Genomic DNA, 15,478 nt, shown 5'->3' with positions numbered 1-15,478 from the left:
TTGTGCGTTGGCAAAAAACGGCTGTGGTCAGGAACGCTGTTCGAACACGCCGTTTGATCATTTCACGGTAATACCTAAGTAGTCCGAATCTGTGCACGTCAGTCAGGCTTTGGCGTTTAAGTGTCGGAAGTGGACTACCTGTTTGTCAGAAACGGCTGGCTTATTCAATTCTGAAGATAGGCGTAGGTTGAGTTCCGTTAGGAAAAGATTTGTATCGTTTGCATTTCCAGCACCCCCAACTTTATTGAACTCCTCTTGAGCCAGTCAGATTGTTGGAGATAAGGCCATGATGCTTTCTTCCGTCCCGCCAGTCGCCGCGTCACTCATCGCCACAACCGGAAATATCTTGCACATCGCACCTGTATCGAGAGGCTGGAAGGCTGACGCACCCGGCAACATCGTGTTTTTCCGCCGACGTTGAGCAAGCAAGCCCTGCTCATACAGATCGGGCTCCTGCGCCCATCAACGATCATTGTCGCTGATCAAACTATCGAGGCAGATGTTATAGAGCAATGGCGTATATCCCATCCATTTGGAGACCTCTATTTAGTTCGCAGAGGTACGAGTCTGGATAAGGTGCGATTGGATCTGTGTGCCTCTAACAACATTCGAGTGATCAATACGCCCGGGGTCAACGCACCGCATGTTGCTGCCTATATTGCACATTGGCTGACCCTCGCCGATGGCGCCATTCCTCGTGATGTCTGTGTGGTGGGATACGGCAATGTGGGAAAAGAACTTACTAAGTTATTGCTTGAACTGGATCCGGATGTTCGGATTAACGTGTTATGTCGGCCCGGCCAAGTTCCGGACACTCTCGGGAAAGCCGTTTCCGATTGTAGGGTGTCGTATGTCGCAGACTGGTTCGAGGCGCTGCAGGGGGCCTCTGCTGTGGCCCTATGCGTATCCCTGAATGATGAGACCACTCATCGCATTGATCGGGCCCTTATCCAGTGTATGCACAGACATGCTCGCCTGGTGTGTGTCGCCAAGCCGGATGTCTTCAGCGACGATGCGTTACAGGCCCTGGCAACGGCTGAAGACATCCAGCTTGTAGTGGACTACGGGCCCGGAACGCTGGATGCCTTTCGGACACGTACCCAATCCCTCGGCTGTGGTGTCGCCACATGGCGCAAGCCGGCGACCCTGACCACACAAGCGGCGACCACCGAAGCCTGCAACGGCGACCTTGACTATGCGGTTGCTGTTCAACTCAGCTTGATGGCCCTGAGCGGCCTTGTCAGGCGCAAACTTGCACACTCATTGATCATCCCTTCTCAGCCGGTGCATGCCGGCGCGCCACGCGTGTCGATTATGGGCAGAGGTATCAACGGCCTGCTCCAGGCCGTAATGTTCCGCCTGGCGAATTATCACGTCATGGTTTACGGGGGAAATCAGCAAAGGGATGGAGCCAGTCACAAGCATGTGAACATGCGGCACCTGTCTGCAACGGAGACGACTGCAAAGCCGCTGCATAACGAGTATCTAACGCCAGGAAATCAGCATTTGGCCGTTGAGTGCAATCGCGCAGGCATCGAGTTGTTTGAAAAACTCCTGGCCGATAACCCATCGCTGGCACCCTTCGCGCGGTCGGGGATTGTAAGAGCCTATGCGGCCGACGCCACAGGCGTTGAGGCCTTGATCCGCGAGCAGTGCGATATCGAGAACAGGCCGTGGCCGAGCGGCCAGCCGGGGTGTGAACCGGCAGAGATCAGTCAACGGCAATTCCAGGCAAATTATGGCGTCCCTGGAATCGGTCGTGCGCTTGAGGTATCGGGCTACGAGCTGGAATTTGTCCATCTCATGGAGGAAATAGAGGCACTTTTGCGGCGCTCAGGGGTTCAGTTCCTGCCCCAGCATCTGAGTCCGGTACAGATTGCTGATCTGAGCAGAGAGCACTTCGTTATCACGGCCATGGGGGTAGAGGAGCCAGAGGTCATCGCGATCATTGGCTGGTTTTTCAAGCTGCGCGCGGTGGGTCATGAAGGGGTCGGAATGCGCGGGCTCAAGCTGCAGCACGATCTGCCCATCGGTGTCATGAATTGCCGCTTGGACGGGGACTGCATTCTTGTTTCCGGCGGGCAGGTTCCGCCCGATTCGACGCAGGAGGACAAGGAACAGATATTGGCGGCGTGCCTGGCCGCGGTTTCTCGGCACTTTCCAGCGTCCTACCGCAGGGCGATCGAAAAGGGCGACTTGCACATTATCGAGTGTGCGAGGCCCGGCACCGCAGATGGACTTTCAATCGTCTATTGGTCGGCCTACAACCGAATTGTCGCGGGGGCAACGTACGCCGCGGGCACAACCCAGGGATTGGTATGGGCCTCTTTGGTTCAGGAGGTCATCCAGGCAAGGGCGCCGGCGGTTTCGACAATGTGGGAATAAAAAAAACGGGTGCGACATCCGACGTCGCACCCGCTGAAGAAAGCTGCTTTCAGTTGTTCGTTCAGATCGCCCGAGCTGCCACAGCCTCCGGGCGGCGGGACAGCAAGCTCACCAGCACAAAACTCACCAGGCCCACGCCCAGGCTGTAGTAGATCGGCGTGTTGGCGTCCAACCCGTCCTTGATCATGAATGCCAGTGCCGTCACAAAGCCCAACGTCATGGAGGTGATCGCCCCGGAAGTCGTTGCACGCTTCCAGAAAATCGCACCAATCAACGGGATCAACATGCCACCCACCAACAGGTTGTAAGCCAGGGTCAGTGCGCTGATCACGTCGGTGACCACCAGCGCGATGCCCAACACGGCAATCCCCGTCAGCAAGGTAAACAGACGGTTGATCTTCAGGCTCGACTGTTTACCGCCCCGCAGGCGCGGCAGCAGGTCTTCGGTCAGTACGGTGGACGCGGCAAGCAAGCCGGCGCTGGCGGTGGACATCATTGCCGCCAGTGCAGCGGCGATGACCAGGCCACGGATACCGTCCGGCAGCGAGACTTTGACGATGGCGGCAAACGCATTGTTGACGTTGTCCAGATCCGGGATCAGCACGTGGGCCGCCATGCCGATCAGCGCGCAGGCCAGGCCGTAGAGGATGCAGTAGAAACCGGCGAAGGTGCCTGCGTACTTGGCGACCTTTTCGTCACGGGCGGTGAACACCCGTTGCCAGATGTCCTGGCCGATCAGGATGCCGAAGAAGTAGATCATGAAGTAGGTGATGATGGTGTCCCAGCCAATTTCAGTGAAGCTGAAATTCGACGCGGGCAGCTTGGCCACCAGTTGATCCCAGCCGCCGACGCGGTACAGGCAGATGGGCAGCAGGATAAACATAAGGCCGACGGTCTTGATCACGAACTGCACGATGTCGGTCAGGGTCAGCGACCACATGCCGCCGATGGTCGAGTACACCACCACCACGCCACCGCCCAACAGCACCGAGATCCAGAACGGCAGGCCGAACAGCACTTGCAGCACGGTGCCGATCGCCAGGATCGAGGTCACGCCGATCATCAGCGCGTAAGCCAGCATAATCACTGCGCTGGCCTGGCGGGCCATGGGGTTGTAGCGTTTTTCCAGGACCTGGGTCACGGTGAAGATTTTCAGCTTCAGCAGCGGCTTGGCCAGGAACAGGTTCAACGCGATGATCCCCGCACCCAGCGCGGCGCACAGCCAGAAGCCGGAAATACCGTGCACATACCCCAGGCGCACGGTGCCGACGGTGGACGCACCGCCCAGCACTGTGGCGGCCATGGTGCCCATGTACAGCGTCGGGCCCAGGTTGCGGCCCGCCACCAGGTAGTCTTCATGGGTCTTGGCCCGGCGCATGCCGTAGTAGCCGAGCACCAGCATGCCGGCGGCGTAGATGAGGACGACGAATAGATCTAATGCCATGACGGCGAGTCTCCGATTATCTTTTTTATGTGGGGCTAAAGGGGGCTGTGTGGCGAGGGAGCTTGCTCCCGCTGGGCTGCGCAGCAGCCCCAATCCATTTCACGCCATTCATCAGGCGGCCTCGCGACTGCTGCGCAGTCGAACGGGAGCAAGCTCCCTCGCCACAGTCGGCCCGTAGACGGAAGCCGGTTCAGGGAACACGCGAAGCAGCGTCAGGTACACCAGCGAGGCCAGGCCCAGGGTGACCGGCAAGCTGATGTCGATGCCATCGGCGAGGTTGCCCAGCGGCCCGACAAACTGCCCCGGCAGGTTGACGAAGCACAGGCCCACCAGCGCACTCGGGATCCAGGCCCCCAGGCCGCGCCAGTTCCAGCCGTGGCTGAACCAGTAGCGCCCGCCGGTTTCACCGCGGGTGAACACTTGCAGGTCGTCCGGGCAGTAGTAACCCCGGCGCACGATCAGGCCGATGATCATCATCACCATCCACGGCGTGGTGCAGGTGATGATCAGCACGGCGAAGGTCGACACGCTCTGCACCAGGTTGGCGGCGAAACGTCCGATAAAGATGAAGGCAATCGACATCACGCCGATCAGCAGCGTCGCCTTGACCCGCGACAGCAGCCTTGGGAATACGCTGGACATGTCCAGCCCGGTGCCATACAGCGAGGTGGTGCCGGTGGACATGCCGCCGATCACCGCAATCAGGCACACCGGCAGGAAGAACCAGCTCGGTGCCACCGCCAGCAGGCCGCCAACATAGTTGTTGGAGGCGATGTAGTCCGGTGCCTTGATCGCCACGATGGTCGCGGTGGCCAGGCCGAACAGGAACGGGATCAAGGTGGCGATCTGCGCGAGCACCACCGCCAGCATGATCCGCATCTTCGAGGTTTCCCGCGGGATATAGCGCGACCAGTCACCGAGGAACGCACCGAAGGAAATCGGGTTGCTCATGGCCACCAGTGCCGCACCGATAAACGCGGCCCAGAAGCCGGTCTGGCCGAGGGCGACGGTGCCGGCGAAGTGGCTGTCGAACGCCGGGGCGAAGGCGAAGATGCCCAACAGGAACAGCAGGCTGGCCGCCCATACAGCAATGCGGTTGACCCACAGCATGAAGCGAAAGCCGTAGATACACACCGTCAGTACCAGAATGGCGAATACACCGTAGGCCAGGCCCAGGGTCAGGTCGGTTTCCGGCAAGCCCACCAGCCGTTTCGCACCGCCCACCAGCGCATCGCCTGAACTCCACACCGAGAGTGAGAAGAACGCGATCGCGGTCAGCAGCGACAGGAACGAACCGACAATCCGCCCGTGCACACCAAAGTGCGCACCGGAAGACACGGCGTTGTTGGTGCCGTTGAGCGGGCCGAACAGGCCCATGGGCGCGAGGATCACCGCCCCCACCAGCACGCCCAGCACAATCGCCCAGACGCCGGCCTGGAACGACAAGCCAAACAACACCGGAAAGCTCCCCAGCACGGCGGTGGCGAAGGTGTTGGCACCGCCGAAAATCAGGCGAAACAAATCCTTCGGCCCGGCGGTACGTTCGTGGTCCGGGATCTGTTCGACGCCGTTGGTTTCTATGTTGCGAATACTATTTTCGTTGTTTTTATTATTCATGATCAGCTCCGATCACATTGGCTAAGGGGGCGGCAGCCCTTCCGGCATAGCGGACAAATGTTCGTGACAGGCCAGCCACAGGCCTTCTTTTTGTTGTGTGCGATCACCTTGCCGTTTGAAGACAATGGTCTCGCGTTCCTGGCTAAAGCATTGCTCCCCGTTCATGCGCAGCTCGGTGGCCACGTCATGCACAAATACCGCGACGTCACCCTGCAGGCTGACGAACGCGTTGCTTGAGGTGCAGGACAGCACCTCAAATCCCTCGTCCCGGCGCCAGCTGCCCCACAACACCTGGTAGGCGTCGCGGCTCAGCAGCGGCTGGGGGAGGGTGTAGAACACGAAGCTGGCGTCGGCGCTGAACGCACCGAAGTAGGCCTCGCGGTCATTGCGGGCGAAGGCCGACACCAGGTCGGCCGCGGCGTTTAATACCTCGGCCTGGTCGCTCATCAGCGGTGCGCCACGCCAGGCAGTACGCAGAGCATTTCGTACAGCAGGTTGGCGCCCAGCAGGGAGGTGTTGCCGGTGGTGTCGTACGGCGGAGAAACTTCCACCAGATCGCAACCAATCAGATCCAGGCCTTGGCAGCCGCGGATGATTTCAATCGCCTGGATCGTGGTCAAGCCACCGATTTCCGGGGTGCCGGTACCCGGCGCCCAGGCCGGGTCGATGCCGTCGATGTCAAAGCTCAGGTACACCGGGCCGCCGCCGACTTTTTCACGCACTTCGGCCATCAAGGGCGCCAGCGAGTGGTGCCAGCATTCTTCGGCCTGAACCACACGGAAGCCCTGTTTGCGGCTCCAGTTGAAGTCTTCGGCGGTGTAGCCTTGGGCCCGCAGGCCGATTTGAACAACGCGATCGCAATCCAGCAGGCCTTCTTCCACCGCGCGGCGGAAGGTGGTGCCGTGGGCGATTTTCTCGCCGAACATATGGTCGTTGACGTCGGCGTGGGCATCAATGTGCACCAGCCCGACCTTGCCGTGTTTCTTGTGGATCGCCCGCAGGATCGGCAGGGTGATGGTGTGGTCACCGCCCAGGGTCATCGGGATTACGCCGTGCTCGAGGATCTCGTCGTAGGCTTCTTCGATGATGCGCACGGCGTCCAGCAGGTTGAAGGTGTTGATCGCCACGTCGCCGATGTCGGCAACCGACAGCGAGTCAAACGGTGCGGCGCCGGTGGCCATGTTGTAAGGGCGGATCATCACCGATTCAGCGCGGATTTCCCGCGGCCCGAAACGGGTGCCGGCACGCAGGGAGGTGCCGATGTCCAGAGGCACGCCGACGAAGGCGGCATCCAGGCCCTTGGCCGATTGCAAGTGGGGAAGACGCATCATGGTGGCGATGCCGGCGAAGCGCGGCATTTCGTTGCCGCCCAGTGGTTGGTGGAAAATCTTGTCCACGGGATTGCCTCATCGTTTTGTTTATTAGAAGCCGATTCTGCGAAATGCACGGGAGGGGAAGAATCGGCAGGGGCAAATACTTAGTTCAGATTTTTCTAAACTAATCCCTGAGGTAGACTCGGTTCAAATGTGGGAGCGGGCTTGCTCGCGAATGCGGTGTGTCAGTCACGGAGGGTTCGATTGATCCATCGCATTCGCGAGCAAGCCCGCTCCCACAGGTTTTTGTTTGCCTCTGGAGAGCCCATGGCCAACGCCTTGCCCGACCTGAAACTCCTGCGCATCTTCGTCAGCATCGTGCGGCACCAGGGTTTCGCCAACGCCCAGCACGAACTCAACCTGTCGACCTCGGCCATCAGCACCTACATGAGCCAGCTGGAAGCCGCGTTGGGCCTGGTGCTGTGCCATCGCGGCCGGGGCGGGTTCAGCCTGACCAGCAAGGGCGAGCTGTTCCATCAGGAAACCCTGCGCCTGTTGGGCGAACTGGAAGGCTTCGAGCAATATGCCGCCGCATTGAAGGGCGAACTGCGCGGTACGTTGAAGCTGGGAGTGCTCGACTCCACCGTCAGCGACAAGGCGCTGCCGTTTGCCGAAGTGATCGGCGCCTACAGCCAGGAGCACCCGGCGGTGCATTTGCATCTGTCGGTGATGAGCCCGTACGAACTGCAGCTCGGGGTGCAGGACAATCGCCTGGACCTGGCCATCGGTGCCTTCTCCAATCGCATGAGCGGGCTGATCTATATGCCGCTGTACCGTGAACAGCACTGGCTGTATTGCAGCACCCGCCATCCGTTGTTCAACGAGCGGCGCATCCCCGAACAAGTGATCACCCAGCAACGCATGGTCGGCCGTGGTTACTGGAGCCAGGCCGAACTCGCACGCCATGGCTTCAAGCACAGCGCCGCCACGGTGGAAAGTATGGAGGCGCAGTTGATCCTGGTGCTGTCCGGCGCCTACATCGGCTACCTGCCGGAACACTACGCCCAGGCCTGGGCCGACAAGGGCGACCTGCGGGTACTGCTGCCGGCGACCTTTGGTTACCAGGCGCCGTTTTCGATGATCATGCGCCGGGGCCGCAGCCGCGAACCCCTGATCCAGACCTTCCGCGACCTACTTAAAGCCCAGCTCAACCAGGCCTGAAACCCCATGTCCAGACCCCAATGCCCCCGCTGCCTGCGGCCCACCACCCATTGCCTGTGCCCGCTGATCCCCAGCCTGGATAGCCGCACCCGCGTGCTGCTGTTGCAGCATCCGAGTGAGGTCAATCACGCCTTGAATACGGCACGGTTGGCCGCGCTGGGGTTGGTGAATGCGCAGTTGGTGGTGGGGGAGGTTTTTGAGAATTTGCAGGTGCTGTTGAATCCGCCGGGTTATCAGGCGCGCCTGTTATTCCCGGCCGAAGAGGCGCAACCGTTGCAGGCCTACACGCCCTCCGACGAACCGTTGCTGCTGGTAGTGCCGGACGGGACCTGGCGCAAGGCACGCAAGCTGCTGCACCTCAATCCCTTGTTGGCGGCGTTGCCAAGAGTGACGCTGGCCGAAGGTGCTGTGTCCCGGTATCGGCTGCGCAAGGCACCGGGCCCCGGTGCATTGTCGACGGTGGAAGCCATTGTGCAGGCCTTGCAGGTGCTTGAAGCGCCCACGTCATTTGAGCCGCTGTTGAAACCATTCGAGGCGTTGATCGAAGGACAAATTGCGGCGATGGGCGACGAAGTATTCCAGCGCAACCACGGCCCTGCCTGACTTATTCCATTAAGCGATAAGCACCACACTTTGCGTGATATGGCCCGCCAGTCTTTCCCGGTATGATGGTCGCCCCCGCAGTCTGGATTGCGAATACGCCATGACCTTGCAGTACCCCACCATCGCCGATTGCGTCGGCAACACCCCGCTGGTCCGCTTGCAGCGCCTGCCGGGCAACACCAGCAATACCTTGTTGCTCAAGCTCGAAGGGAACAACCCCGCGGGTTCGGTCAAGGACCGCCCGGCGCTGTCGATGATCACCCGCGCCGAGTTGCGTGGGCAGATCAAGCCCGGCGACACCCTGATCGAAGCCACCTCCGGTAACACCGGGATTGCCCTGGCCATGGCCGCGGCGATCAAGGGTTACAAGATGATCCTGATCATGCCCGACAACGGCAGCGCCGAGCGCAAGGCGGCGATGACGGCCTATGGCGCCGAGTTGATCCTGGTCACCCAGGAGGAGGGCATGGAAGGCGCCCGCGACCTCGCCGAGCGTATGGCCGCCGAAGGCCGTGGCCTGGTGCTGGACCAGTTTGCCAACGGCGATAACCCCGAGGCCCACTACACCACCACCGGCCCGGAAATCTGGCGCCAGACCCAGGGCACCATCACCCACTTCGTCAGCTCGATGGGCACCACCGGCACCATCATGGGCAATTCGCGCTACCTCAAGGAGCAGAACCCCGACATCCAGATCGTCGGCCTGCAACCGATGGAAGGCGCGGCGATCCCGGGGATCCGTCGCTGGCCCGAAGAATACTTGCCGAAGATCTACAACGCAGCCCGGGTCGATCGCATCATCGACATGGCCCAGCGTGAAGCCGAAGACACCACCCGCCGGTTGGCCCGTGAAGAAGGCATCTTCTGTGGCGTGTCGTCCGGTGGTGCGGTGGCCGGGATGTTGCGCTTGTCCCAGGAACTGGAAAACGCGGTGATCGTCGCGATCATCTGTGACCGTGGCGACCGTTACTTGTCGACCGGCATTTTCGACGCGCCCAACTGATGGCCAAGCACGAGAGAGGCCTGCGCTTCCAACCGACGGGCGGCAGCCGGGCCCCACAGATTCCTGTAGGCAAGAAGCAGCGCCTGACCATTGAGCGCCTGGCCAACGACGGCCGTGGCATCGTGTTCTTTGAGGGCCGCACCTGGTTTGTGGTGGGTGCCCTGGCCGGTGAAGAGGTCGAAGCGCGGGTATTGGGCGCCCACGGCAAAGTGGTCGAGGCGCGCACCGAGCGCGTATTTACCGCCAGCGCACTGCGCCGCCCGGCACCCTGTGTGCACGCGGGTCGCTGTGGTGGGTGCAGCCTGCAACACTTGCCCCATGACGAACAACTCGCCCTGAAACAGCGCATGCTCGCCGAGCAATTATCCCGTGTGGCAGGTGTCGAACCTCAAGAGTGGGCCGCGCCTTTGAGCGGGCCGGAATTCGCTTATCGGCGTCGCGCCCGCGTGGCGGTGCGCTGGGATGCCAAGGCGAAGAAACTTGAAGTCGGCTTTCGTGCCGTCGCCAGCCAGGACATCGTTGGTATCGACGATTGCCCTGTGCTGGTACAGGCCTTGCAACCGATCATGCAGCGTTTGCCGAACATGCTGCGGCGCTTGAGCAAGCCTCAGGCGTTGGGGCATGTGGAGTTGTTCAGCGGATCGTCGATCGCCGTGTTGTTGCGACACATGGCGCCCTTGTCCGAAGCGGACCTGACGATCCTGCAGGAATTTTGTGCGTTCCATGAAGCCCAACTGTGGCTGCATGGCGAAGGCCAGCCGCAACCGTTCGAGCCCGACCAGGCTTTGGGCTATCGTCTGGAACCGTGGGATTTGCAGTTGGCCTACCGCCCGGGCGACTTTGTGCAGGTCAACGCCGGGGTCAACGAGGCGATGGTTGCCCAGGCCCTGGAATGGCTGGCGCCAAAGCCCGACGAGCGGGTGCTGGATTTGTTTTGTGGCTTGGGCAACTTCGCCTTGCCGCTGGCCCGTGAGGTACGGGAAGTGGTGGCGGTGGAAGGCGTGCAAGCGATGGTAGAGCGGGCGGCGCAGAATGCCGTGAGCAATAATTTGCATAATGTGCAGTTTTTTCAGGCCGATTTGTCCCAGCCTTTGACCGACGCGGAATGGGCCAAACAGGGCTTTTCTGCGGTACTCTTGGACCCACCCCGCGATGGTGCCCTGGAGGTTGTGCGCAAGCTCGCCACCCTGGGGGCTGATCGCCTGGTGTATGTGTCCTGCAATCCGGCAACGCTGGCGCGGGACACGGTCGAGTTGGTCAAGCAAGGCTACCGGCTAAAACGTGCCGGGATCCTCGACATGTTTCCCCAGACGGCCCATGTCGAGGCCATGGCGTTATTTGAAGCGGGCTAGGATGCCCGTTTAATCCGACTGGCCTGCATCTCCTGGGCCTGTGACCTGCCAGGGAGCGTGCACAAGCTTTTTTTGTAAAGCAGGTCAGCGATGATTTTGACGCACTAAAAGGTGCGTCGTAGGGAAGGTAAGCAAGATGGTACAGGTGAGAGCACACCAGCCGATCAACACCGACGGCAGTATCAATCTCGAGGCATGGCTGGATCATGCCATCAGTGTCGACCCGGCACTGGACCGTGAAGCCTTGAAAGCAGCCTGCGAGTTCGCTCGTGAGTCTGAGCAGCAAGACAATGCGGCCAAGAACCTGTGGGCCGAAGGCACTTCAAGCTTTCGCACCGGGTTGGAAATCGCCGAGATCCTCGCCGATCTCAAGCTCGATCAGGATTCGCTGATCGCGGCGGTGCTGTATCGCGGCGTGCGTGAGGGGCATATTCAACTGCCCATCGTCAGCCAGCGTTTCGGCACGGTGGTGGCCAAGCTGATCGACGGCGTGCTGCGCATGGCGGCGATCAGTGCCAGCCTCAGCCCGCGCCAGTCCATGGTGCTGGGCACCCAGGGCCAGGTGGAAAACCTGCGCAAGATGCTGGTGGCGATGGTCGACGACGTACGCGTTGCCCTGATCAAGCTGGCCGAGCGCACCTGCGCGATTCGTGCGGTGAAAACCGCCGACGACGAAAAGCGCAACCGGGTCGCCCGCGAGGTGTTCGACATCTACGCGCCCCTGGCTCACCGCCTGGGCATCGGCCATATCAAGTGGGAGCTGGAGGACTTGTCCTTCCGTTACCTCGAGCCCGATCAGTACAAACAGATTGCCACGCTGCTCCATGAGCGGCGGCTTGACCGTGAGCGCTTTATCGCCGATGTGATGAGCCAGTTGCGCACGGAATTGCAGGCCACCGGGGTAGAAGCCGATATCAGCGGCCGGGCCAAACACATCTATTCCATCTGGCGCAAAATGCAGCGCAAGGGCCTGGCCTTCAGCCAGATCTACGACGTGCGCGCCGTGCGCGTGCTGGTGCCGGAAATGCGCGATTGCTACACCGCGCTGGGTATTGTCCACACGCTGTGGCGGCACATCCCCAAGGAATTTGACGACTACATCGCCAACCCCAAGGAAAACGGCTACCGCTCGTTGCACACGGCGGTGATCGGTCCCGAGGGCAAGGTGCTGGAAGTGCAGATCCGCACCCACGCCATGCACGAGGAGGCCGAGCTGGGCGTATGTGCCCACTGGCGCTACAAGGGCACTGACGTCAAGGCCGGGTCCAACCAGTACGAAGAGAAAATCTCCTGGTTGCGCCAGGTGCTGGAATGGCACGAAGAGCTGGGGGATATCGGCGGTTTGGCCGACCAGTTGCGGGTGGATATCGAGCCTGATCGGGTCTACATCTTTACCCCGGACGGCCACGCGATCGACTTGCCCAAGGGCTCCACGCCACTGGATTTCGCCTACCGCGTGCACACCGAGATCGGCCACAACTGCCGTGGCGCCAAGATCAACGGGCGCATCGTGCCGCTCAACTACAGCCTGCAGACCGGTGAGCAGGTCGAGATCATCACCAGCAAGCACGGTACGCCGAGCCGCGACTGGCTGAACCCGAACCTGGGCTACATCACCACGTCCCGGGCGCGGGCGAAGATCGTCCACTGGTTCAAGCTGCAGGCGCGTGACCAGAACGTCGCCGCCGGCAAAACCTTGCTTGAGCGCGAATTGGCGCGCCTGGGCCTGCCCCAGGTGGACTTCGACAAGCTGGCCGAAAAGGCCAACATGAAGATCGCCGAAGACATGTTCGCCGCCCTCGGTGCTGGCGATTTGCGCTTGGCGCAGTTGGTGAACCTGGCCCAGCAGCTGGTTGAACCGGAGCGTGGCAGCGAGCAACTGGAACTGATCCCGCGTAAAGCCACCGGTTACAAACCGGGCAAGCGCGGCGATATCCAGATCCAGGGTGTGGGCAACCTGATGACGCAAATGGCCGGCTGCTGCCAGCCATTGCCGGGCGACGCGATCGTCGGTTACATCACCCAGGGCCGTGGGGTGAGCATTCACCGCCAGGACTGTGCCTCGGTGTTGCAACTGGGCGGGCGCGAGCCGGAGCGGATCATCCAGGTCAGCTGGGGCCCGGTGCCGGTGTTGACCTATCCGGTGGACATCGTCATCCGTGCCTACGACCGTTCCGGCTTGCTGCGGGACGTGTCGCAGGTGTTGCTCAACGAGCGGATCAACGTGCTGGCGGTCAACACCCGTTCGAATAAAGAGGACAACACCGCGTTGATGTCCCTGACCATCGAGATTCCGGGTCTGGACGCATTGGGTCGGTTGCTGGGGCGTATTTCCCAGTTGCCGAACATCATTGAGACCCGGCGCAACCGGACACCATGAGTCGCTGGATGAGCGCGGACTAGAATGTGGGAGGGGGCTTGCTCGCGAAGGCGTCGTGTCAGTTATCTGATGTTTGACTGACACACCGCCTTCGCGAGCAAGCCCGCTCCCACATTTGATCTTCAGCGTTCCCACTTCTGCGGAAAGAGACTGATGTATTCACTTGAAGACCTGCTGCACCTGATGAACCGCCTGCGCGACCCGCAATACGGTTGCCCGTGGGACATCAAGCAAACCTACGCCACCATCGTCCCCCACACCCTGGAAGAAGCCTACGAAGTCGCCGACGCCATCGAGCGCGGGGATTTTGATCATCTGCAAGGTGAGTTGGGCGACCTGTTGTTCCAGGTGGTGTATTACAGCCAGTTGGCGCGGGAAGAAGGGCGCTTCGAATTTTCCGGGGTGATCGACAGCATCACCCGCAAGTTGATTCGTCGCCATCCTCACGTATTTCCCACCGGCGACCTGTATGCGCCGCTGGATATCCCACAGTTGAGTGAGGAACAGGTCAAGCAGCGCTGGGAGGCGATCAAAGCCGAGGAACGTGCGCAAAAGTCCGACGCGCCAGAGCAGTTATCCTTGCTCGACGATGTGCCTGCGGCCTTGCCGGCGCTTTCCCGTGCCGCCAAATTGCAAAAGCGCGCCGGGCAGGTGGGGTTCGACTGGCCGGCTGCGTTGCCGGTGGTGGACAACGTGCGTGAAGAGCTCGATGAAGTGCTCGAAGCCATGGCCGACAACGACCCGGCAGCCATCGCCGAAGAAGTGGGTGACCTGTTGTTTGCGGCGGTGAACCTGGCCCGTCACCTCCAGGTCGACCCGGAAACCGCCTTGCGTTTAGCCAATGCCAAATTCGAACGACGTTTCCGATTTATCGAACAGGCATTGCGCGATATGCACCAACCCATAGAAGATTGCACCCTCGAAACGTTGGACGCCCTGTGGGGCGAAGCCAAACGCCAGGAAAAGAATCTGTCCAGCTGCGGCTGAGCCGTTGCCCAAGTGAGTAAGCACCATGAGCATTTCCCTTCGCGACCAGTTGCTCAAAGCAGGCCTGGTCAACCAAAAGCAGGCCAAGCAGGTCGGCAAAGAGAAACAGAAACAACAGCGTCTGGTGCACAAAGGCCAGGTCGAGGCTGACGACAGCCAGGCGCGCCTGGCCATCGAAGCCCATGCCGAGAAGGTCAAGCGTGACCAGGAACTGAACCGCCAGCATCAGGAAAAGGCCGAGGCCAAGGCCCGTGTTGCTCAGGTCAAGCAATTGATCGAAACCTCGCGCCTGCCCAAGCTGACCACCGAGGACTACTACAACTTTGTGGATGACAAGAAGGTCAAGCGCCTGTCGGTCAACACCCTGATGCGCAACAAGCTGAGCAACGGCTCCCTGGCGATCGTGCATCACGGTGGCGGCTACGAGGTGATCCCGCGTGAGGCGGCGCTGAAGATCCAGGAGCGGGCGCCGGAGCGTATCGTTCAGATGAACGTGCTGACCGAGAGCCAGGTGCCGGATGAGGACGATCCGTACGCTGCTTACCAGATCCCTGACGACCTGATGTGGTAAGGCTCTAGAAACCACATTGTGGCGAGTGGGCTTGTTGTGGCGAGGGGGCTTGTCCCTCGCTGGGGCGCGAAGCGCCCCCCAAATCCCAACCCCTAAAAACACAAACCCCGCTCAAAAGGCGGGGTTTGTGTTTACAGACACTCCAGCTGCGTGGGGCTGGAGTGTCCAGAGGATTTCAGAGTATCAGGAGCTTTGCGCCTGGCGTTTCATCTCAAGGGTCTCGAGCTCGTTTTTATAATTATGAGCTTCGGTCTCGTCGTGAAACATGCCGACCAGCAGGTCTTGCTGGTGTACATCCCAGATGTGAATCCCGTGGGCTACTGCTTCGTGGGACATATGTTCATCGTCGCGTTCAGTTACTTTTACAGTCATCTGCTTGCTCCAATCTCTGGTTGACCTGCGGCAAGGCGTCGCAGGCCTTTGTTATATGGTTTGTTAGCTTGCTAAGTAAATAAGCAATATTTGCAACACACCTTTACAGAATTTGGAGTAATCGTCCCAGCCCCCGTAAACCGTGCCATTGCGTCGCAGGGTGCTGAGTTTTATGACAAAAGTTTCATGTTGGTGTCAGGTGAAGGGCCGACGGGGTCCCTGTGGCAAGC

Annotated in this window: 12 protein-coding genes and 1 pseudogene; 8 read left to right on the top strand and 5 right to left on the bottom strand. The window is 60.5% G+C overall.

Annotation, left to right across the window (positions count from 1 at the left end; translation table 11 throughout):
- Positions 1 to 286 precede the first annotated feature (286 nt).
- Positions 287 to 2,385: pseudogene (locus HX855_RS08915) on the top strand (NAD(P)-dependent oxidoreductase).
- A 61-nt stretch (positions 2,386 to 2,446) separates the two neighbouring features.
- Here the strand turns inward: HX855_RS08915 and HX855_RS08910 are convergent.
- The 4 genes from HX855_RS08910 to speB all read right to left on the bottom strand — a co-directional run bounded on the left by HX855_RS08910 (position 2,447) and on the right by speB (position 6,843).
- Positions 2,447 to 3,829, bottom strand: a complete 1,383-nt coding sequence (locus HX855_RS08910) for a sodium:solute symporter (RefSeq protein WP_177082421.1) — start codon at positions 3,827 to 3,829, stop codon at positions 2,447 to 2,449.
- Positions 3,830 to 3,940: 111 nt separating this feature from the next.
- The gene (locus HX855_RS08905) at positions 3,941 to 5,446 is read right to left on the bottom strand and encodes a cytosine permease (RefSeq protein ID WP_177082419.1); all 1,506 of its coding nucleotides are present in this window, start codon (positions 5,444 to 5,446) and stop codon (positions 3,941 to 3,943) included.
- A 21-nt stretch (positions 5,447 to 5,467) separates the two neighbouring features.
- Entirely contained in the window at positions 5,468 to 5,893 is a 426-nt protein-coding gene (locus HX855_RS08900; RefSeq protein WP_177082417.1) for a nuclear transport factor 2 family protein, read from the bottom strand.
- Complete coding sequence (gene speB, locus HX855_RS08895; RefSeq protein ID WP_049712093.1) at positions 5,893 to 6,843, bottom strand: agmatinase; 951 nt, start codon at positions 6,841 to 6,843, stop codon at positions 5,893 to 5,895. Before speB ends, HX855_RS08900 begins: the two co-directional genes overlap by 1 nt.
- Positions 6,844 to 7,086: 243 nt before the next feature.
- Here speB and HX855_RS08890 point away from each other — a divergent pair, with 243 nt between their 5' ends.
- The 7 genes from HX855_RS08890 to HX855_RS08860 all read left to right on the top strand — a co-directional run bounded on the left by HX855_RS08890 (position 7,087) and on the right by HX855_RS08860 (position 14,876).
- Positions 7,087 to 7,980, top strand: coding sequence for a LysR family transcriptional regulator (locus tag HX855_RS08890; RefSeq protein WP_177082415.1), 894 nt, complete (start codon positions 7,087 to 7,089; stop codon positions 7,978 to 7,980).
- 6 nt (positions 7,981 to 7,986) lie between these two features.
- Positions 7,987 to 8,583 carry a tRNA-uridine aminocarboxypropyltransferase gene (locus tag HX855_RS08885; RefSeq protein WP_177082413.1) on the top strand — a complete coding sequence of 199 codons (597 nt, stop codon included), beginning with the start codon at positions 7,987 to 7,989 and terminating at the stop codon, positions 8,581 to 8,583.
- Between the two features lie 100 nt (positions 8,584 to 8,683).
- On the top strand, positions 8,684 to 9,586 hold the full coding sequence (cysM, locus tag HX855_RS08880; protein WP_177082411.1) for a cysteine synthase CysM: 903 nt from the start codon (positions 8,684 to 8,686) through the stop codon (positions 9,584 to 9,586).
- Positions 9,586 to 10,938, top strand: coding sequence for a 23S rRNA (uracil(1939)-C(5))-methyltransferase RlmD (rlmD, locus tag HX855_RS08875; RefSeq protein WP_177082409.1), 1,353 nt, complete (start codon positions 9,586 to 9,588; stop codon positions 10,936 to 10,938). The genes cysM and rlmD overlap by 1 nt, the downstream gene beginning before the upstream one ends.
- Before the next feature lie 136 nt (positions 10,939 to 11,074).
- Positions 11,075 to 13,318 carry a GTP diphosphokinase gene (gene relA, locus HX855_RS08870; protein ID WP_177082407.1) on the top strand — a complete coding sequence of 748 codons (2,244 nt, stop codon included), beginning with the start codon at positions 11,075 to 11,077 and terminating at the stop codon, positions 13,316 to 13,318.
- 153 nt (positions 13,319 to 13,471) lie between these two features.
- On the top strand, positions 13,472 to 14,305 hold the full coding sequence (gene mazG, locus HX855_RS08865) for a nucleoside triphosphate pyrophosphohydrolase (protein WP_177082405.1): 834 nt from the start codon (positions 13,472 to 13,474) through the stop codon (positions 14,303 to 14,305).
- Positions 14,306 to 14,330: 25 nt separating this feature from the next.
- Positions 14,331 to 14,876, top strand: coding sequence for a DUF2058 domain-containing protein (locus HX855_RS08860; RefSeq protein WP_177082403.1), 546 nt, complete (start codon positions 14,331 to 14,333; stop codon positions 14,874 to 14,876).
- A 183-nt stretch (positions 14,877 to 15,059) separates the two neighbouring features.
- Here the strand turns inward: HX855_RS08860 and HX855_RS08855 are convergent, their stop codons facing one another.
- Positions 15,060 to 15,248, bottom strand: a complete 189-nt coding sequence (locus HX855_RS08855) for a hypothetical protein (protein ID WP_008438187.1) — start codon at positions 15,246 to 15,248, stop codon at positions 15,060 to 15,062.
- Positions 15,249 to 15,478 lie beyond the last annotated feature (230 nt).

The sequence above is a fragment of the Pseudomonas sp. IPO3778 genome, from assembly GCF_013386825.1.
GTDB lineage: Bacteria > Pseudomonadota > Gammaproteobacteria > Pseudomonadales > Pseudomonadaceae > Aquipseudomonas.
Note: the sequence above shows the minus strand (reverse complement) of the source record. Positions and strands in the feature narration are given on the sequence as shown.